Source organism: Pseudomonas sp. B8(2017), assembly GCF_002113575.1.
GTDB lineage: Bacteria > Pseudomonadota > Gammaproteobacteria > Pseudomonadales > Pseudomonadaceae > Aquipseudomonas > Aquipseudomonas putida_Z.
The window spans coordinates 722,915-742,107 of sequence record NZ_NEIO01000001.1 but is presented as its reverse complement, the minus strand read 5'-3'; the positions used below and the strand labels follow the sequence as shown (position 1 = coordinate 742,107).

Annotated in this window: 17 protein-coding genes; 9 read left to right on the top strand and 8 right to left on the bottom strand. The window is 57.0% G+C overall.

Features of this window, described 5'->3' with window-relative positions; translation table 11 throughout:
- The 7 genes from CAG22_RS03460 (at position 1) to CAG22_RS03425 (ending at position 6,915) form a co-directional block, all read left to right on the top strand.
- Positions 1-903, top strand: coding sequence for a nucleoside triphosphate pyrophosphohydrolase family protein (locus CAG22_RS03460; protein WP_085704383.1), 903 nt, complete (start codon positions 1-3; stop codon positions 901-903).
- 60 nt (positions 904-963) lie between these two features.
- The gene (locus CAG22_RS03455) at positions 964-1,461 is read left to right on the top strand and encodes a TIR domain-containing protein (RefSeq protein ID WP_085704381.1); all 498 of its coding nucleotides are present in this window, start codon (positions 964-966) and stop codon (positions 1,459-1,461) included.
- 2 nt (positions 1,462-1,463) lie between these two features.
- A complete protein-coding gene (locus CAG22_RS03450) occupies positions 1,464-2,102 on the top strand; it encodes a hypothetical protein (RefSeq protein WP_085704407.1) in 639 nt (212 codons plus the stop codon).
- A 936-nt stretch (positions 2,103-3,038) separates the two neighbouring features.
- The gene (locus tag CAG22_RS03440) at positions 3,039-3,422 is read left to right on the top strand and encodes a nucleotide pyrophosphohydrolase (protein WP_085704379.1); all 384 of its coding nucleotides are present in this window, start codon (positions 3,039-3,041) and stop codon (positions 3,420-3,422) included.
- Positions 3,423-3,446: 24 nt separating this feature from the next.
- Entirely contained in the window at positions 3,447-5,315 is a 1,869-nt protein-coding gene (locus CAG22_RS03435) for a DUF2075 domain-containing protein (protein WP_085704377.1), read from the top strand.
- Positions 5,316-6,163: 848 nt separating this feature from the next.
- A complete protein-coding gene (locus CAG22_RS03430) occupies positions 6,164-6,442 on the top strand; it encodes a DUF2790 domain-containing protein (protein ID WP_061303559.1) in 279 nt (92 codons plus the stop codon).
- Between the two features lie 266 nt (positions 6,443-6,708).
- Positions 6,709-6,915: a co-regulatory protein PtrA N-terminal domain-containing protein gene (locus CAG22_RS03425; RefSeq protein WP_085692838.1), complete on the top strand. Its 207-nt coding sequence runs from the start codon at positions 6,709-6,711 to the stop codon at positions 6,913-6,915.
- A gap of 83 nt (positions 6,916-6,998) precedes the next feature.
- Here CAG22_RS03425 and CAG22_RS03420 read toward each other — a convergent pair whose 3' ends face one another.
- From CAG22_RS03420 to CAG22_RS03400, 4 genes are all read right to left on the bottom strand, one after another.
- Positions 6,999-8,453 (bottom strand): multiheme c-type cytochrome, encoded by a 1,455-nt coding sequence (locus tag CAG22_RS03420; RefSeq protein ID WP_025340719.1) that lies wholly within the window; start codon positions 8,451-8,453, stop codon positions 6,999-7,001.
- 388 nt (positions 8,454-8,841) lie between these two features.
- Positions 8,842-9,402, bottom strand: coding sequence for a hypothetical protein (locus CAG22_RS03410; protein WP_085704375.1), 561 nt, complete (start codon positions 9,400-9,402; stop codon positions 8,842-8,844).
- Between the two features lie 307 nt (positions 9,403-9,709).
- On the bottom strand, positions 9,710-10,762 hold the full coding sequence (locus CAG22_RS03405) for an ADP-ribosylglycohydrolase family protein (RefSeq protein ID WP_085591676.1): 1,053 nt from the start codon (positions 10,760-10,762) through the stop codon (positions 9,710-9,712).
- 11 nt (positions 10,763-10,773) lie between these two features.
- Positions 10,774-11,031: a hypothetical protein gene (locus CAG22_RS03400; RefSeq protein ID WP_025340722.1), complete on the bottom strand. Its 258-nt coding sequence runs from the start codon at positions 11,029-11,031 to the stop codon at positions 10,774-10,776.
- 119 nt (positions 11,032-11,150) lie between these two features.
- On the opposite strand from CAG22_RS03400, the gene CAG22_RS03395 reads away from it, so the two are divergent.
- Positions 11,151-12,026 (top strand): WYL domain-containing protein, encoded by an 876-nt coding sequence (locus CAG22_RS03395; protein WP_025340723.1) that lies wholly within the window; start codon positions 11,151-11,153, stop codon positions 12,024-12,026.
- 67 nt (positions 12,027-12,093) lie between these two features.
- On the opposite strand, the gene CAG22_RS03390 is transcribed toward CAG22_RS03395, so the two are convergent.
- Positions 12,094-13,632 carry an MFS transporter gene (locus tag CAG22_RS03390; protein ID WP_085704373.1) on the bottom strand — a complete coding sequence of 513 codons (1,539 nt, stop codon included), beginning with the start codon at positions 13,630-13,632 and terminating at the stop codon, positions 12,094-12,096.
- Between the two features lie 283 nt (positions 13,633-13,915).
- Between CAG22_RS03390 and CAG22_RS03385 the strand changes: the two genes are divergently transcribed.
- The gene (locus CAG22_RS03385) at positions 13,916-14,779 is read left to right on the top strand and encodes a LysR family transcriptional regulator (protein ID WP_085591671.1); all 864 of its coding nucleotides are present in this window, start codon (positions 13,916-13,918) and stop codon (positions 14,777-14,779) included.
- A 57-nt stretch (positions 14,780-14,836) separates the two neighbouring features.
- Here the strand turns inward: CAG22_RS03385 and gabP are convergent, their stop codons facing one another.
- The 3 genes from gabP to CAG22_RS03370 form a co-directional block, all read right to left on the bottom strand.
- A complete protein-coding gene (gene gabP, locus CAG22_RS03380) occupies positions 14,837-16,228 on the bottom strand; it encodes a GABA permease (RefSeq protein ID WP_075046444.1) in 1,392 nt (463 codons plus the stop codon).
- Between the two features lie 490 nt (positions 16,229-16,718).
- Positions 16,719-18,062: an MFS transporter gene (locus tag CAG22_RS03375; protein WP_025340726.1), complete on the bottom strand. Its 1,344-nt coding sequence runs from the start codon at positions 18,060-18,062 to the stop codon at positions 16,719-16,721.
- 175 nt (positions 18,063-18,237) lie between these two features.
- Positions 18,238-19,179: a 2-hydroxyacid dehydrogenase gene (locus CAG22_RS03370; RefSeq protein WP_085591669.1), complete on the bottom strand. Its 942-nt coding sequence runs from the start codon at positions 19,177-19,179 to the stop codon at positions 18,238-18,240.
- Positions 19,180-19,193 lie beyond the last annotated feature (14 nt).

The following is a 19,193-nucleotide window of genomic DNA, read 5'->3' as shown; positions in this document are numbered from 1 at the left end:
ATGGATTTGAATTTTTATCAGCACGCAGCACAAAAAACTGATCGAGTCCCTTCGAGCAGTATCGGAGAATCAGGGATCGAACTAATGGTTCCGTTGCTCGGGCTTGCGGGCGAAACAGGAGAGTTACTTAGCGAGTACAAAAAGCGTCTACGCGATGGAGAGTCTCATCTACTATTCAAAGATAGGGTATGTGAGGAGCTGGGAGATTTACTTTGGTATATAGCCAATGTTGCGGAAAAATTTGATTTAAAACTCGAAGACATTGCTCGCAAAAATTTAGCCAAGGCAAATGGCCGCTGGGGCGATGGGAACACTAACCTGATAGTTTTTGATGAAGGGTTTCCAGAAAGCGAAAGACTTCCAAGAAAGTTTGAAATCAAACTAGGTGAAGTTGTGATAGCTGGTCAGTCTAAAATTCGTATGCTAATGGATGGTACTCAGATTGGTGATGATCTGACAGACAATTCTGAAGACCCTGATGGTTATCGATTCCATGATGTTTTTCATCTTGCATACATTGCCGTACTCGGTTGGTCGCCAGTCATCCGAAGCCTGATGAAACGTAAGAGGAAAAGTATACCAACTATCGACGAGGTGCAAGACGGGGGGCGCGCTCAGGTTATCGATGAGGCTGTTGCAGCGCTCGTGTTCGATTATGCCAAAGAGCACAATTGGCTTGAAGAAGTTACTGAGCTCGATTACAAATTATTGAGGACAATCAAAGGTGTCACTTCTTTGTTGGAGGTCCGTACGCGTTCAGTGGGAGAATGGCAGAGGGCTATTTTACTAGGCTTTGAAATATGGCGCAAAATTCTAAAATCAAATGGTGGAAAACTATTAATTGATCAAGACCTGAGATCAATTATATACATGGGAGGCGTGAGCCACAACGAAATAGCGTAACTCACAATAATTATTTAAAGACGTATCTTATCTGCCATAAGCAACCGAAAGGATTCAGTCATGAGCAAGTCAGGAAGTCGTAGACATTTATTTATAAGTCACCATCATCGTGATGATGCATCAGTCGACAAATTTACTAAGTTACTAGGTTCCAAAGGTTGGGATGTCAGGAATAGCTCTATTCGTGCAAAACCAGCTAACCAGCAAAGGCTGGATAAAGGGATGGTTAAAGAGTCGACTATAAAACGGCTACTACGAATGAAAGTTTCCTGGGCATCAACGGTCGTTGTTTTGATAGGGACGCAAACTCATCAACGTCCATGGGTTAACTGGGAAATCGATCAGGCGCATGCCCAAGGGAAGCGTATTGTGGGAGTTTATGAGTATGGGGGCAAAGATTCGGAAATTCCCGCAAGCTTAGAAAAGTATGCCTCCGCAATTGTCGGTTGGAACTCAGAAAGTATTATGGCTGCTATTGATAGTGGCGAAAATACCTTCCAAAACCCAGATGGCAGCACGCGTAGCACAGTAAATACCGCAGCAAATTCAGAGTGCTAGCGATGACTAATGTATACATGTATGTGGTTGATCGTGATTTCGGTTTTGCTCCGAATCCTTTTCATGGATTGTGTACGCTTGCGACCTGTAAACCTGTTACTCGAAGAGTAGCAAAAGTAGGCGATTGGGTGGTCGGAATGGGGGGAGGGAGACTCAAAGCTACAGGAAAGTGTGTTTTTGCAATGAAGGTTTCTCAATTAGAAACTTTTGACTCTTATTGGACCAACCCCATCTATAAGGATAAAAAGCCCTTAAGGAATGGCAGTAAAAAAATGATTGTTGGCGACAACATCTACTGGAAAGAGGACGGTGAATGGCGGCAAGTTAACTCTCACCATAGTTTCCCTGATGGCTCGCCTAATCCCCATAATATAAAAAATGACACCCAAACAGATGCTGTTTTGATTTCAGATTATTTTTTTTATTTTGGTGCAGGCGCCGTTCAAATCCCAAAGCATATCCTCACGGGTATGGGGTATGTAAATGGCAGGCACCACCGTAAATTCTCAATCCAACAAGCGTGCTCACTTGTAGAGTTTCTGGAACGGGGATTTGAGAGCAACATACTACATGGAGACCCTTATGACTTTGATTCTGCTAACGCCCGCTACTCCGCAGAAAACAACAAGGTGACGGCCTGATGTCTTTATGATCTCATTCGTTTATTAATGCCCGAACCTTTTCGGGCATTAATACTAATGAAAATCACTTACAGGTTAAAGCATACTTTTTTGATAACTTCTTAAACCATTCCCTTACATTATTTTGATCAGCGTCTTCTTCTAGAATAGCCTTTAAAAACTCCTTCCGCTACGTGCACATCAAGCTGTCGATAGGCTTCAAATTGTTCTTCTGTGTAGAATTGATCTAAAGTTGATTCATGTGGAAAATCAGGACTTATGAAACGGTATCGCTTAAGCAGTTCTGTTTCGTCCCCGGTCAAAGAACGTTTAAGATATAGCGTTAGACCGATCGTTTCCAATTTCCCCGGGCCTGCGTCTGGATAGTGAATTCTGAGCAAGTGTGAGTGAGCTCTACTAAGTGATGATTTGGGGTCGAGCCGTATGTCATCGAGTCTCGGTTCAAGCCGTACGCCAAAGTCAATCTGGGCGTGGCGAACTAGAGTCAATTGTCCTTCAAATGTCGAACGGGGATCCGCCTCTCCATCGACGCATACAATAGATTTACAGCGACGACGAAGTAGTTCATATAGCCCCATATTCTCAATATGCCCGCCGTCCGACAGATTCAGCTAGGAATTATTCTCATTCATACCGATCCCCGTGATCTCTCGGAGGAAGCATACAAACCCTGGAGATTTCTTGCTTGAGGCTTTGGGATTACTTATCCAGTAGGCCAGGAATGGCGGAAGCTATCGCCAGGCGCTGGAAAATCTGCTTGTAGGCGCCCCACGCCCCCGCCCTCAAATGACATAGCGAATGCGGGCAAGCAATGTGATTAGCAGACAGTGAGCGAGAGAAAAACAAAAAGCCCGCATCTATAGCGAAAGGTCTTACAATACGAAGCCGATTTCCTACAGATCTTTTGCCCCTCACTGATACCCAAGAGATAATCCTGTGAGTGACTCAGACAGCTCATCCGCTCCACTGGTTGACATAACGAAACTCGCCGCATCCCTTCAGCGTTTTGCAGATGATCGCGACTGGCAGCAATTCCACTCCCCCAAAAATCTCATCCTGGCTCTCACTGGAGAGATAGGCGAGCTGTGCGAGATTTTCCAATGGATGAGCGATGCCGATTCGATCTCAGCCGCAACAGATCCCGAGATCGGCCAAGCGGTCAAGGACGAACTGGCGGATGTCCTGATGTACCTGGTTCGCCTGAGCAGCGTGCTCGGCATCGACCTCAACGAGGCAGTGACACGGAAACTCGTCTCTAACGGCCAGAAATACCCCGTGGATAAAGCAAGAAGCAGCAGCAAAAAGTACGACCGACTCTGACCAACACGCACCTAAGGACAACCCGTGATCGTTTACGCTGCGACCAAACAGCAATTTCTTAAAGACAACGATAACGATGACATTGAGGAAGTGATACTAAGGCATTACAAGGAAGCTACCGGCAAGAACGTTGGCTCCTCGGAAATCAGGTCGTGGCAAGGGTCCCTGACGTACATGGCCAAGGTCCTTAGAGATGAGGGACTTCCGAGCGATGCAGGCTTGGCCATTGAATTGCACATTCCGCAGTCGTCGAAGCGAATCGACTTTCTACTCACCGGTCGCGACGAAAACCAGGCAAAAAAGGCCGTACTGATCGAGCTGAAGCAATGGAGCAAGGCCAACGCCACAACCAAAGACGCCATCGTCAAAACGGCGTTGGGTGGCGGCCTCATTGAGACCATTCACCCGTCCTATCAGGTATGGTCCTATGCAGCGCTGCTGGAAGGCTTCAACGAGGCGGTGTATGACAAAAGCATCGAAATCCGTCCGTGTGCCTACCTCCATAACTACGTCAGCGACGGTGTCATAGATTCAGCCCACTATGAGCCCCACATCAGCAAGGCTCCGCTGTTTCTGAAAGGCCCGGAAGAGCTCAGTAAACTCAGAACCTTTCTGAAAAAGCATATAAGTCATGGCGACAACAAAGAGGTTCTTTACGAGCTGTCCGAAGGAAAAATTCGCCCATCCAAGGCGCTAGCCGAAGCCCTCGCGGGGTTGATGAAAGGCAAACCCGAGTTCGTATTGATTGACGATCAGAAAGCAATTTTTGAGTCAGCGCTTGCGGCGGCAAGCGAGGCTTCGGACCAAGCACCCAAGGTGATGATCATCGAAGGTGGACCGGGCACCGGAAAAACTGTTCTGGCTATCAATCTGCTGGTGAAGCTCACCGAATTGAAGCTGATGAGCAAATACGTCTCCAAGAATGCCGCCCCTCGCAAGGTCTACGAAAGCAAACTGGTTGGCACCATCAAGCGCAGCCATTTCTCGAATTTCTTTTCAGGCTCTGGGGCATTCATCGACACTGAGCCCAACACATTCGATGCGCTCATCGTGGACGAAGCTCACCGACTGAATGAGAAAAGCGGGCTTTATGGAAACCTTGGGGAGAACCAGATCAAGGAGCTGATTGACTCAGCGAAATGCTCCATTTTCTTCATTGATGAGGACCAGCGTGTAACCTTGAGCGATATCGGCAGCAAGCAGGCGATTCGCGCCTTTGCGAAAGCCAAGGGAGCTGTGGTTGAAGAACACGTGCTGTCTTCGCAGTTTCGCTGCAGTGGTTCTGACGGTTACCTAGCATGGCTGGATGACACGCTCAGCATTCGCTCGACGGCAAATCCGACGCTTGAGACTCAAGAGTACGAGTTTAAAGTGTTCGACTCACCTGAGGCGATGCATGAAGCAATCAACGAAAAAAACCACGGAAACAAAGCTCGTGTGGTCGCGGGCTATTGCTGGCCCTGGTTGAGCAAGAAAGACCCCGCCGCTGCTGATATCGTGATTGGTGACTACAAACGCCAATGGAATCTGGATCAGGATGGCAGCCTATGGATCATCGCTGAGAATTCCATTGAGCAGGTTGGCTGCATTCATACCTGCCAAGGTTTGGAAGTCGACTATATCGGGGTCATCATCGGGCCAGACCTAGTCGTACGTGACGGTAAGGTCGTGACATCCCCAGATGAGCGCGACAAGCACGATAAATCGATTCGCGGCTGGAAAAAAATGATGAAAGAGCAACCTACCCTCGCGAAAAGTGAAACAGACCTGATCATCAAAAATACGTACCGAACCCTGATGACACGCGGGATGAAGGGTTGCTACCTGTACTGCACCGACAAAGAGACTGCGCAGTACTTCGAGAGTCGGCTTAGCCAGCACGGTAATCATTGACGGTATCGTTGTCAGGAGCTCCTGTACGTGCGAGCGGGGACATCGTACGCACAGGGGCGACAATCAACAGCGCGACCATTTGCTTGATAGATTTGGACCCAATTCGCTTTTGGGGGCGGCTCACAAAAGCACCGTCCATCGGAATCCAGACCACGCTGCGTTCCAACTGGTATTCCAAGCAAGTTGACCAATCAATTATTAATTAGATAAAACAGATAGATACCGACTCGTTTCAGATTACCCCGGCCCACCAAATTCCAAAGAAAAAGACGCCCTCGGGCGTCTTTTTTTTTGTGCCTGGATTTTAGGGTGCGCGAGCCCCCAAAATCAGATTTCACCCCTTCCGTGTAGGCCGTTTCCTCAGGCCGATGCTGTACTCGAGGGAGCGGGTTTACCCGCGAAGAATCCAACGCGGTGCATGGCACCGGCTATGCCGGTGTTCGCGGGTAAACCCGCTCCCACAGGGCCCCCGCCAAATCAACAAGTCATATGCAGTTCAATGAAAGCCCGGCTTGTCGGAGATAGGAGCAGCACAAGCACCTGCAACACGAGTGGGATCGATTAATGGCCAGCAAAGCACTGCTGGATGATGCCGAACTCGGCATGATGCGCTGAACACCACACAGCCCTTCCCCGTGCTCGGCCAACCTCAAAAACGGACTTCGCCCAACAGATACGGGGGTCAAAGGACGAATGGTCGAAATGTGTCAGGCACGGGGAATTGCTGGGAGTTTTTTGCCACTACTGGCGTTTCAGCCAAGCGCGTTCGTCGTGGTGAAATGAACTTCACTTTCTCGGCGTGTCAGATTAGGTCCTTGTCAAGCGAACTTCAGTAGAGGTACAGCCTTATGAGCATGGCCACAATTGTAAGTGCCGTGATTTCCAGTCTCGCACCAAGTGTCTTTGACCATAACAGCCTGCAAGAACCCGGCGCGCATATCTCTGCCGTCGAATACCACTACGGGATGAACATCGATGTGAAACGCGTATTGCAACGCACCGATACATCCGACAAGACCGGTGTGGTACCGGTAACCGTAGTGTATGAAGACAGCAAGGGCGAGATTCACAAGATCCGCTTCCTCGAATGGGGTGGAAGCCCCGCAGCTCCTACTGGCGTGGCCTGATCCGCCCAACGTTAAAGCCCCCCAGAAACGGAAGTCAAACCTCATACGCATTCAGTGCGAATGATGTTTCCATCACCTGAAAACGGACATGAGCGAATGATTAAAAGTTCATTCGCGAGAAACACTATTATCTTGACAGCCTAACCCTGCAAGTTAATTACCAGAAATAGCTGAAATTCAATTTCAGCCTACAACAGCACACCCCAGCCAAACAGTGCTGGGGGTCATGCTGAGCAGTTCACAAAGTTTTACTTGAGGATATCCAGATGAAAACCATGAAAGTTCTCTTCGTTGCCGCCGCCCTGACCGCTTCTACTCTGGCGATGGCCTCCGGCGGTGGTGATCGGACCTTCGCACGCATGGAGTCAGCCCGCAAAGCCTCGATGCAGGCCTTCCAGCTCGCCGAGAAACAGAAAGCAGAAGCCGCTATAGCTGAAAGCAAAGCCAAGCCAGCCAATGACGCCAAGGGCTGATCGGTGTAGCGCGTCCTCCAGCCTGGCCATATGGCAGGCGTTTCCGATCCATACCGTCACCACAAACGCATGAACATATGCCGCTAGGGTCGGTACGCAGTGATCGGGGACAGGGGGACGCTCTGTGTGGCTTTGGCCATCTGGGTGATTTCCACCTGCAGTTGGTCTTTGCCGAGCAGGTAGTCGGCCAGTTTCTGCGAGAACGGCCAGTAGTTCAGGGTGGCAGTCAGGGTCAACGGCCCGACAGCGTCGGTCGGTACCAGGAAGGAGAACTCGCCGATTTCGTAACCCTTGGGCAGTATGCGGTTGTCCGAGAGTATTTGCGTGGCATTCCACACCTCCACATCCAACGGATTACCGTCCTTGTCGCCTATGTGCACTTTGAAGTTTCGCGTGTTGTCCTCGGTCTTGCCGTCCTTGATCGAGCCCAGCCGATAGAGCTCTCGACCACTGGCATCCAGCACCTGGAAATCGATCCACATCTCCCGGCCTTCCGGAAAGCCGGTCGGCAATTTGTGCCCGGCGCCGACGTTGGCAACCTTGACGGCTACCGAGGTGTATTGCCCGGGCGTGATGACTGCCGGCAGTTGCTGGAAGGTTATTTCCGCTGCGCGCGCAAGCATGTCGCGCGCGCGTTGCGCGCCCTCTTCCTGCCCAAGATGCTTGAGCATCATGGCGTTGGCCCCGCTGAACCAATGCGAGGCAACATCTTCGCGGTCCGGCCCCATGATCGCGGCCTTACCCGCAAAACCTGGCATATGGCAACTTTGGCAGGTGACACCGTTGAGGCTGTACGCGCTCTCCTGCCATTCGTCATACGTGCGTTCGACCGCCACGCTGCTGAAAGGATGCGTGACGTTGTGGCAGGTGCCGCAAAAGTCCGAACGCGTGTGCAGGTCGGAATATACGGTGTCGTGATAAGGCGACACGGCATCTTTGCGCGGGCCGAACTTGGTCGGTTTACCATGTGCCCGAGGGCTCAGAACATAGGCGCCGTTATCAAGCCCAGTACGGGCACTGATGTTGTGACAGGACTCGCAATCGACCCCTGGCATCGGATGATTCTTGGCGCTGTCTTCAATCGAGGAGCGATTGACTTGCGAATTGATCTGCCCGGTCGTGAGACCGATCGGGGTATGGCAGCCGGTGCAGAAGTTGTCGACCTTGCCTTCCGTGGCTGCACTCGCACGCTTGAGCAACGCCCGATAGATAGGTTCATCCCAGGCCTGGGACATCATTGATGAGCGCCACTGCTTGTAGATTTCCGTATGGCAAGCGCCGCATACCTGGGCGTTGTCGAAGTCCTGCACATTGAGAACCAGGTTGCCGGTGGTATTGGCCCGATGTGGAAAGAACGGCATCGCGCCAGTCACATGCATGAGCCTGGAGCGCGCCGGCTCCAGCCACTTTTCGTTACCTGGATTGTCATTGCCTTGAAGTTCGTCGGCTACCACCACCAGCGTTGCCATCAGCAGGCAGGCCAGAAAACACAACTTCGGTAACGCCCGCCGCACAAACGTATGCCTGGAGTGGCTCATAAGCATCTCCCCTGGGCGGTTGTAGAGGCGCGCAGCAATGCTTCTATTGAGTAGCCAGGGGTATTTGTGCCGCCAACCGATGGTTACCTGCAATCACTCAATAGGTACTGTCAGCTTCGCTGCTTCCCGACTCTGCACCTTTGATGAACAGGATATGCTCACTCAGCAATTGGCTTGCCAGCCCCGCAAAAACATGTCGGGGCAACAGGAAGACCAGCAGGTATTGTTCAGCGCTTGAAGCGCTCAGTTAATGGGGCCCACAAACTGCTGGGGTATCACGCCCATTAGTGGGGCAACTCACCCCGAAGTCGGGGGGGTACGAATACGCTGCCTGGTTCCTGCGCCCGGGAAGTTTCATGCTATTTACGCTTGAGTTGTGTCACAGCCACTATGAAGCCGTAGTATCCATGGTGCCTGCCGTGCTGGCGACCACAAGCGCCACGATACAAGCCAGCAAAGCGAATGCCGTGAACACCGCCATCACATGCATGCATGGCATGACATGGTTCCAGGCTCGGGCTACCCCCAGAAAAGCGGCGAACAGCCAACCACTCATGGAGAACGCCCCCAAGAGTGCAAGGCGACCGCGGTCGGAACCCGGTAACAAGACGAAAGGGGCTTTTTGCAACAACGGGAAGCCGATGCGATGCAACAGGCCGCCGTTCAATGTCAGCAACGCGACAACCGCAACCTTGGCCCAGAGCTTCTGGTTGAGCAAATACGCTGCGCCCTCGAGAAGATATCCCTGAAGTATCAACAGCAGACCACTGCCCCAAAGAGCCAGTAACGCAAGGGTGGCAATTTTCCTGGTTTCTTCCAGGTACTCATGCTTTGCCTGATCCAGCGCTTCCTTGCGCCAACTCCAAAGCTTGTGATCGGCAAGCAAGACCCTACCGAGGGCAATACAGGTGGCGAGCAGATGAACATACACGAGGAGCATTTTCAGCATTATTTTTATGACCTTCTTTTTATATGGACAATGCTCTCCTTGCGTCCTGAAATTTAATCTTAATGATACCGATTAACAGCTGCAACATAAAGTTTCAAAACCACCGGACCAGCATCTTGACGGATTGGTCTACTTTTTATAGGTATCTCGGCTACCCAGTTCAGTGGCGACCAAGCGATCAACAGGCTCATCGACGAATTTCGAGTGGATATCAATATCATCCACTCGACTCGAGAACCGGGAGCGGGCTGTAAAACGAAACATCCCGGCTCCTCGGCCCCGCGCAAACTCATGGCCTTCACTGCGCTCAACTACCCGGATAAGCCAGTTCGATCTGCTGATCAAACTCCCCGCCAACCCCACAATACTCCCGCGGAATGCGCTCGATATCTTCGGCTACCTGCGCAATCACCTGGCGCAGTTCCAGGCGCTCGAGCCAGCGGGCAGGGATAGCGGCAGCACCATGTTGCGCACCCAGCAAGTGCCCGACGACCAGCCCGGTACTGCTGCTGTCGCCGCTGTGATTCACCGCCATGGCTACCCCTTCCTCGAGTGACCGAGCTGTCAGCGCACACCACAACCCAACCGCCAGCACCTGGTCAGCGACCCAAGCAGCGCCAAAATCGTCAATGCGTTGCGGGGTGGGTGCATAGCCCTCGTAATAGAAGAACAGCACGCGCTCGATCAGGCTGCGCGTTTCCTCCATGCCAGGCACCTGCCCGTACCTGGCCAGGCTCTGAGTCACAGCGTGCTCCACGCTATCTTGTCGATCGACAATGCGCTGGAGAATGTCGGCGAACAGCCCTGCCGCCAGGTAACCGGTGGGATGTCCGTGCGTCAGTCGCCCGGACTGCGCTGCGTAGTCAAATGCATGGGCAAAGAATGCACAGGGTGCAACCCGTACCAGGGCACCGCAGCCCTTGCTGTTGTTTTCGGCAACCGCACCCAGCCGCCCGCTGCTCTTGAGCGCATTCAGGCAAGTTGCGTCGGGGGCGCGGCGCGACCAGAGCTCCACGTGCTTGATCAGCCAGCCATCCGTGGTCACCGGTATCGTCGAGGGGTAATCCTGTGTCATCAGCCAGCGCAGCAACGCGTGATGAATAATGCTCGGAACATGACAGCGCTGCCGTGAACTCCCAAGCACATAAGCCCGCAGCAAGCCTTCAGCGGTGAACAGCATCATCTGCGTATCGTCGCTGATCGCACCGGTGATGCCGTAGGCCGGGGCAAGATCAATGATGCCCTGCGCGCCGAACCTGGCCTTGATCACAGGCCACTCGAGAAACTCCACGGGGGCGCCAAGCGCGTCTCCCACTGCGCCACCTAGCAGGCAGCCTTTGATCCGTTCAAGTCTGTTCATGTCTTCCCTTGTCACTCTTCTGCAGAGACCAGGTTCTGCAAAAGCACCAGCTTGCTTTGCAGCTGTGCGATGTGCGCTTTGTCGGCACGCTGTGCCGCACGTAGCTCCCGGTTTTCCATCTCCCATATCCGCGCCCAACGCGCGTCCTGGCGACAGGCGAAAACCAGGTGCCAGATTTCTCGCAACCGCAGGTACTGCATCAGGAGCACCACCAGGATCACCCCGATCAACACCAACGCTCCTGTTGAAACCGCTTCAGACATGGTCATGTCCACTTCCTTTCGTGACTTCAACTTATTTCGAAGACAGGAACACGATATGTAGTGTTTAGTGACAGGTCTAGAATGTAGACTTATACAGGTAAAGTAATCGCGCACATGGAGAGGGTATGAAACGCAAGCAATCCATCGAGCAGGTACGCTGGGACCTGGCACTTCGCTATCGCTTGATCGAGACCGTTGCCTGGTGGGAAGGCCGGCTGACCACGGGCCACCTGATGCAGAGCTTTGGCATCAGCCGCCAGCAGGCGTCGAAGGACATCAATACCTACATCACCGAACATGCGCCCAAAAACTTGACATATGACAAGCAGCTCAAGGGCTATGTACCAAGCAAGCAGTTCAAGCCGCTGTTCATCGACGACAGCGCCAGCGCCTACCTGCACCTGCTTTATCAGAACAATGAGCGGGCCCCGCACATCGACGGGCTGGCACTGGCCTATGCGCATACCCGGGTGCTGGAAGTGCCGGACCGGCCTATTCGCCCGGAAGTGCTGCGCCCCTTGCTCAAGGCCTGCCGTGAAGGTTTGCGCCTGGAAACCGAATACGTGTCCTTCAACACCCCCAACGTGGAGGTGCGCCTCATTGCCCCGCACACGCTGGTCTACACCGGCATGCGCTGGCACGTGAGGGCTTACTGCGAAAAGAACGGCCAGTATCGCGACTTCGTCCTCAGCCGCCTGCGTGGGCAGCCAGACTTGCTCGACCAATCGCCGAACACCCGCGAGCAGGATGAAGACTGGAATGTCGAGGTGCCGGTCATCTTCGAACCTGACGGGCGATTGAACGCGGCGCAGAAGGCAATCATCGAAACCGACTTCGGCATGACGCAGGGGCAACTGGTGGTGCCCAGCCGCAGGGCGCTGGTGAAGTACGTGTTGCAGCGTTACCAGATCGACCACCGCAACCTGGCAGTACTTCCCGAGGCGCAGCAATTGGTGGTGAGCAACCTCAAGGAACTGAAGCCATGGCTGTTGAATGATTGATTGTCGAATGCCGCGACGAGGGGCTCGATGCCCCCAGTCGCTGTGTCGTGGTGCCCCGCCGCACGCTTCATGATTGTCCCTCGGCCAGCAACACCTCCGGTATGGCCGGCAGCGGCCGGCTCAGCAACACGCCGACCAGCATCGCGAACAGCAGCGCCGCCACACCGGCGACCTGCAACACGGCTTCGAAGCCCCCGATGAACGCCTGGCGGGCCAAGGGTGCCACCGTTTCCCGCAACCCGGGCTCAAGCAACGCCAACGCCGCCTGCAAATCCCCCGCGGCAACCCGGGTAGCCATCGCGGCAACCTGGCCCGATTGCCCAGGCGCCACGGCAGCCATGGCCTCATACAGCAACTGCCCACTACGTGCAGCCAGCACACCACCCAGCCCACCGATGGCCAGCACGATCGCCCCGAACCGCGTGGTTGTACTCAACCCCGACGCCATGCCGGTGCGCTCACGCGGCACGCAAGCCATGATGTTCTTCTGCGTATCGCCATTCAGCAGCCCGGCACCAGCACCCAGCACCAGGCTGGCCAGGGCGAATGCACCGTAACCGCCCTGCTGCGTGGCCCAGGCACACAGCAGGTTACCCGCCCCGACCAATACCAGGCCGAGTGCGAACACCTGCGCCGGGCTCAAGTGTGCAGCCAGGCGCATACCCAGGCGTGGCGTCAGCAGCATGGCCACGGCAAACGGCAGCATGCCCGCCCCTGCGGCCAGGGCCGACAGCTGCAGGCCGTTCTGCAAGTAAAGCGGCAGCAGGGTCATCATCACCTGGGCGCAGGCCGCGTAGGCGAACATGCCCAGCAAGGCACCAACGAAACGCCCGCTACGCATCAGCCGCAGGTCGATCATCGGCCGATCCTGGCTGCGTTCGACCATGACGAACAGGCCGAACAGGAAGGCGCTGATCACCAGCCGTCCCAGGGTTTGCGCACTGCCCCAGCCCACCTGGTTGGCATCGATCATTGCCCAGATCAGGTAACCCAGGCTGCCGGCGAAAGTCAGGCTGCCCCATGGGTCGAGCCGGGCCGCAGTGCTGTCACGGGACTCTTCGACACTGCGCAGCACCATCACTGCGAGCACTGCCACCAACGGCAGGTTGATGTAGAAGATCCAGCGCCAGCCAAGGGTGCTGGCGATCACCCCGCCCAGCAGCGGCGCAAAGGTGATGGTGGCGCCCATGCAGGCGCCCCAGAAGGCCCAGGCGCGCATGCGCTCCTGGGGTTGGTGGAAGCGGTTGCCGATCGCGGCCAGGGCCGAGGTCAGCAGCAGCGCCGCACCAACGCCCTTGGCTGCCCTGGCCAGGTCGAGGAACAGCAGGTTGGGCGCCGCGCCGCAGGCCAGCGAGGCGATGCCGAACAGGGCCAGGCCGAGCAGCAGCATGCGGCGGCGGCCAAAGCGGTCGGCCAGGCTGCCAGCGGGCAGCAGGCAGGCGGCAAAGGCCAGCAGGTAGGCGCTGACCACCCATTCGATATCGGCGAACGAGCCGGACAGGTCGCGGGCGATGCTGGGCAGGCTGACCGCGACGATGTTGGTGTCGAGGATGATCAGGGCGCAGACCAGGGAGGCGGTGAGCAGGGTAAAACGCGCAGAGGGCATGGTGAGGCTCCGGATGCAGGGCTGGTTGCTCAAATCGCCGGGGCTGCCTTGCAGCCCATCGCAGGCAAGCCAGTTCCTACAGGGACCGCTCCGCCTTCAAGGATTGCGCAATACCTGTAGGAGCTGGCTTGCCTGCGATGGACCGCAAAGCGGTCCCCTGCAATTCCCAGGCAGCCTTTGCTGCCAAGCCACCAGCCTTGTAGTGTTGGCCTCACCATAACGCCGCCAGCCCCCAGGCTTGTTAGCCCCGGCGGCCCGCGTCATTACCCTGCAGGTAACACCCATGGAAATCCGCCATTTCCGCTACTTCCTCTGCGTCGCCCGCCACGGTCACTTCACCCGTGCCGCCGAACAGCTGGGCATCGCCCCGCCCACCCTCAGCCGGCAGATCCAGGACATGGAGCGCGAGCTGGGCGTGCGCCTGTTCGAACGCAACCAGCGCGAGGTCAACCTCACTGCAGCGGGCCAGGCCCTGTTGGTCGAGGCCGAACATGCCGTGCGCCAGTTCGATGCTGCGCAACTGGGTGCGCAACGGGCAGCCCGAGGCGAAAGCGGGCGCATAGAACTGGGCTATGTGGCCTCGGCCGCGTACTCGGGCATGCTCCAGCAGCAAGTCAGCCGCTACAGCGAAACCTGCCCCGGCGTGCGCCTGAGCATTCGCGAACTGCCCATGGCCGAACTGCCCGGCATGGTCCGCGACGGCCTGCTCGACCTTGCCTATGTGCGCTCACCGATGGAGCTGCCCGAGGAGCTTGAAGCCATCGCCTTGCACCAGGAAGGTTTCGTCCTCGCCCTGCCCGCCAGTTCGCGGATAAATGAAGTGCCGCAGATCCCGGCCTCGCGCCTGGCCAATGAAACCTTCATCCTGCCCGAACAAATCTCCGGCACGCTGGAGGTGGCCGCACAAGGTGGTTTCGTCCCGAGGCTCGGCCCCCAGCCGGGCAGCCTGGTGGCGGTGATCACCCTGGTGTCACTCGGCCAAGGCATCGCAGTGGTGCCAGAGTCGGTGGTGCAACGCATCAGCCTGCCGCAGGTGAACTACCGGCGTATTGTCGACTGCCAGGCCAGCTCGTGGCTTAGCCTGATCCACCGGCGCTTCGAGAAAGCGCCGGCGGCAATCAGATACATCAAGATGATGAAGGGCTGAAAAAACAAAGGGCACCCATCCACTGGTGCCCTTTGCCCTACCGCCAGGTGAACTCAATCACCCCATCGAACGCACCCCCACAGGTTGCGCATTGCCTCGCGTGGTCACGATCCCCAGGAAGGAAATCACGATCGCCAGGCCCAATGTCGAGCTCACTTCTGCCCGGTGTTCAGGCGTGAACATCATGACCGCCAGTGCCCCGCCAATGAACAGGATCACCGCCCAGGTCAGGTACGGGAACAGCCACATGCGGAACTTCAGCTCGGTGTTTTCCCGCTCCAGGCGGCGGCGCATGCGCAGCTGCGAAATGGCGATGACCATGTACACCAGCAAGGCAATGGCGCCGGAGCTGGCCAGCAGGAACTCGAACACGCCCTTCGGCGCGAAGTAGTTGAGGATGGCAATGGCCGCGCCGATCAGCGTGCTGCCGAATACCGCAGCGCGTGGCACACCGACCTTGGAGGTCTTGTTGAGCATGGCCGGTGCGTCACCGCGCTTGGCCAGCGAGTACATCATCCGCGAGGCAATGTAGATCGAAGAGTTCATGCAGCTGGTCACTGCCACCAGCACCACCAGGTCGACCATGAAGGCCGCGTTGGGGATGTTCATGATCTCCAGCGCACGCTGGTAGGAACCCACCACCGCCAGCTGCGGGTCGTTCCACGGCACCACCGAAATGATCACGAAGATCGACAGGATGTAGAAGGTGCTGATGCGCCAGATCACCGAGCGAGTGGCCTTGGCGATGTTGCGCGACGGGTCGCTCGATTCGGACGCGGCGATGGTCACCGCTTCGGTGCCGATGAAGCTGAACATCACGGTGATGAACGCACCCACCACGGCCGACCAGCCCTTCGGCGCGAAGCCGCCGTGCTCGGCCATCAAGCCGCTCAGGCCGCTGACCTCGCGGTTGGGCAGCCAGCCCATCAGTGCGGCGAAACCCAAGCCGATGAAACCGAGAATGGCCGTGACTTTGAGAATGGCGAACCAGAACTCGAACTCACCGTATTTGGCCACGCTGAACAGGTTGGTACCAGCCAGCAGCAGCACCGAAGCCAGGGCGAATATCCAGCTGTCCACCTGCGGGAACCAGGCGTTCAGCACATGCCCGGCGGCCAGTGCTTCGATCGGGATTACCAGTACCCAGAACCACCAGTACAGCCAGCCGATGGTGTAGCCGGCCCAGCGGCCGATGGCCTGCTCGGCGTAGGTGGAAAACGATCCGGTGTCCGGGTGTGCCACGGCCATTTCGCCGAGCATGCGCATGACCAGTACCACCAGGGTCCCGGCCACGAAATAGGAAATTATGGTAGCTGGCCCGGCTGCCGCGATGGCGTGGCCAGAGCCGACGAAAAGTCCGGCGCCGATGATGCCGGCGATGGACAGCATCGTTACATGACGTGGCTTGAAACCTTGTGCAAGGTTGCCATCAGATCCCACGGTGTTCATTGATGTTGTTCTCTTTTTGCTGACACAAGGATGGACGGGCAGGTGTAGGCGAAAATATCTCCTTTGAAATCAATAAGTCGACACGTTACTCGCGCTCTGTTGTTGATATTTGGCACGCGTCACAGAGCAACGTGTCAGTGCAGGTCGGGCTTCATTTAAGCCCCGCAGGGCTGTGGGAAATTACACGAGAACGCCCCGGAACTGTTCGATCACGACAGGGCATTTCCATGAACGCCAGATGTCGTGAATGGCATGCCCGATCGCGCCACCAGGCCGTCTGGAGCTTTTGTTTTTCATTTGGGTGTGTTTGTGGCTGTACTGGCCCTTTCGCGGGCTCGCCCGCTCCCACAGGTTACTTCCACGCCCCTCAAACCTGTGGTGTACCTGTGGGAGCGGGCAAGCCCGCGAAAGGGCCGGTGCAGGCATCACCACTTTCTGCCAGCCACAAAAAAGCCCCGGTCTCCCGGGGCCTCTGTTGCCAGGCGTCTGCCTACGCCTGCCCGGTACGCTCGAAGCGTCGGGCCAGCAACAGGTAAGCGAGGATCCCCAGCACGCCATGGGCGGCCACGAACCAGAGTGCGTTGTGGAACGAGCCGGTGCTGGCCACCACATAACCGATCACCAACGGGGTGACGATACCGGCGATGTTGCCGATGCCGTTGAACACGCCACCGCACAGGCCAACCATCTTCTTCGGCGCCACATCCGACAACACCGCCCAGCCCACCGCCGCCAGGCCTTTGCCGAAGAAGGCCAGGGTCATCAGGGCGATCACTGCGGCATTGCCGTCCACATAGTTGGCCAGCACCAGGCTGGTGGACAGCCCCATGCCGATGATGAACGGGGTCTTGCGCGCCCTGGACGGGTGCACGCCACGGCGGATCAGCCAGTCGGACACGAAGCCACCGAGAATGCCACCGGTAAAACCGCAGATTGCCGGCAACGCGGCCACCCAGCCGGCCTCCATGATGGTCATGCCACGGCCCTTGATCAGGTAGATCGGGAACCAGGTGATGAAGAAGTAGGTGAGCGCGGTGATGCAGTACTGGCCCAGGTACACCGCCCACAGGTTACGGCTGGTGAACAGTTGCGCAAGCTCGGCCCGGGTCGGTTTGCTCTTGGCGGTCTTGCGTTCCTTTTCCAGGTCGACCAGGGCGCCGCCTTCACGCATGTAGTCCAGCTCTTCGGGGCTCAGCCCTGGCGCACTGTGCGGCTCGTGGTACAAGCGGAACCACACCACGCTCAGCGCCAGCCCCAGCACGCCCATCCAGATGAACACCTGCTCCCAGCTCAGCGCATGGGTCATCCACGCCATCAACGGTGCGAACACCACCACGGCCATGTACTGCGCCGAGTTGAACAGTGCCGAGGCGGTGCCGCGCTCGCGGGTGGGGAACCAGCAACTGACGATGCGCGAGTTGGCCGGGAAGGCCGGCGACTCCACCAGGCCCAACATGAACCGCATGGAGAACAACGCTACAGCGGCGGACACACCAGCCAGGCCCATCCAGCCCACGGTCCCTTGCAGCAGGGTGAACAGCGACCAGAGGATCAGGCTTATGCCGTAGACCCGGCGTGCGCCGAAGCGGTCGAGCAACCAGCCGCCAGGCACCTGGCCCAGGGCGTAGGCCCAGGCGAAAGCAGAGAAGATCATGCCCAGCATGACCGGGTCCAGGCCGAGGTCCTTGAGCACCTCGGTGCCGGTAATCGACAGGGTGGCGCGGTCGGCGTAGTTGATGACGGTGATGACGAAGATCAGTGCCAGGACCAGGAAGCGATGGCGACCGATCCCGGCCACGGCCTGCGGTGCGGCGACGGCGGATTTGCTGTTCATGTGGACCCTCTTGCTTCTCGGTGGAAGCGATTGTTCTTGTGCGGAGAAGGTGTGGCCCTTGGGGCCTTGTGTTGCCTGTACCGGCCTCTTCGCGGCTAAAGCCGCTCCCACAGGGTCAGTGCAGTGTTCAAGGCATGCGCTGTCCCTGTGGGAGCCGGCTTGCCGGCGATGGGGCCTACGCGCAATTCGGGGGAACCTCGCCGCGGAAGCAAGCAGCGAGATTCGATAAAACCATCTGCCCCATTTCCAGCCGGGTTTGCAGCGTGGCGCTGCCTCGATGCGGCTGCAGAACGACCTGGTTCAGGTCACGCAGCGCCGGCGGCACATGCGGCTCATCGACGAACACATCCAGCCCGGCCCCGGCAATGCGCTGCTCACGCAACGCCTCGACCAGCGCGTTCTCATCCACCAACTTGCCGCGCGCCACATTGACCAGGTACCCCTCCGGCCCCAGTGCATCGAGCACCTCGGCCGTCACCAGCACCTGGCCGCCATCGGCGGCAGCTGCAACCACCAGCACATCCACCGAGCGCGCCAGCTCGACCAGATCGGCCTCATAGCGGTAGCCGGTTTCTGGTTGCTCGCGCCGCCCGTTGTAGGCAATACGCATGTCGAATGCAGCGGCACGCCGAGCGATTGCCTTGCCCACCTCGCCAAGCCCGACGATGCCCAGTTCGATACCGCTGACCTTGCGCGCCAATGGCAGGTCGACCTTGCCCCACAAGCCATCACGCACCAGCCGCTCACCCTCGCCCAGGCGGCGCAAGGTGCCAATGATCAAGCCCATGGCCAGGTCGGCCACATCGGCGGTGAGCACGCCCGGCGTGGTGGTGACATGGATGCCGCGGCTGGCCGCATGGCGCAGGTCCACGGCATCGGTGCCGATGCCGCTGATGGCGATGATCTCCAGCGCGGGCAGTTGCTCCATCAGCTCATTGGACAGGCCCTTGGCACCGCCTGTAACCACACCACGAATGCGCGGGCCTGCTTCGTCGAGCAACTGTTGCGGGTTGGAATGCTGATACAGGCGATGTACCCGATAGGCGCTGACCAGCCGGGCATCGATGGCCTCTGGTACTGGCTGGGTCAACAGCACTTCGATGGGGTTTTCGTTCATGGTGGGCATCCGGC

Excerpts from the sequence above, each read along its gene's own strand:
- CAG22_RS03430 (WP_061303559.1), top strand. The coding sequence starts at position 6,164 with ATGAGCATGGCCACAATTGTAAGTGCCGTGATTTCCAGTCTCGCACCA.
- CAG22_RS03370 (WP_085591669.1), bottom strand. The coding sequence starts at position 19,179 with ATGAACGAAAACCCCATCGAAGTGCTGTTGACCCAGCCAGTACCAGAG.
- CAG22_RS03410 (WP_085704375.1), bottom strand. The coding sequence starts at position 9,402 with ATGCTGAAAATGCTCCTCGTGTATGTTCATCTGCTCGCCACCTGTATT.
- CAG22_RS03425 (WP_085692838.1), top strand. The coding sequence starts at position 6,709 with ATGAAAACCATGAAAGTTCTCTTCGTTGCCGCCGCCCTGACCGCTTCT.
- CAG22_RS03390 (WP_085704373.1), bottom strand. The coding sequence starts at position 13,632 with ATGCCCTCTGCGCGTTTTACCCTGCTCACCGCCTCCCTGGTCTGCGCC.
- CAG22_RS03455 (WP_085704381.1), top strand. The coding sequence starts at position 964 with ATGAGCAAGTCAGGAAGTCGTAGACATTTATTTATAAGTCACCATCAT.
- CAG22_RS03405 (WP_085591676.1), bottom strand. The coding sequence starts at position 10,762 with ATGAACAGACTTGAACGGATCAAAGGCTGCCTGCTAGGTGGCGCAGTG.
- gabP (WP_075046444.1), bottom strand. The coding sequence starts at position 16,228 with ATGAACACCGTGGGATCTGATGGCAACCTTGCACAAGGTTTCAAGCCA.
- CAG22_RS03395 (WP_025340723.1), top strand. The coding sequence starts at position 11,151 with ATGAAACGCAAGCAATCCATCGAGCAGGTACGCTGGGACCTGGCACTT.
- CAG22_RS03400 (WP_025340722.1), bottom strand. The coding sequence starts at position 11,031 with ATGACCATGTCTGAAGCGGTTTCAACAGGAGCGTTGGTGTTGATCGGG.
- CAG22_RS03385 (WP_085591671.1), top strand. The coding sequence starts at position 13,916 with ATGGAAATCCGCCATTTCCGCTACTTCCTCTGCGTCGCCCGCCACGGT.
- CAG22_RS03460 (WP_085704383.1), top strand. The coding sequence starts at position 1 with ATGGATTTGAATTTTTATCAGCACGCAGCACAAAAAACTGATCGAGTC.
- CAG22_RS03375 (WP_025340726.1), bottom strand. The coding sequence starts at position 18,062 with ATGAACAGCAAATCCGCCGTCGCCGCACCGCAGGCCGTGGCCGGGATC.
- CAG22_RS03450 (WP_085704407.1), top strand. The coding sequence starts at position 1,464 with ATGACTAATGTATACATGTATGTGGTTGATCGTGATTTCGGTTTTGCT.
- CAG22_RS03420 (WP_025340719.1), bottom strand. The coding sequence starts at position 8,453 with ATGAGCCACTCCAGGCATACGTTTGTGCGGCGGGCGTTACCGAAGTTG.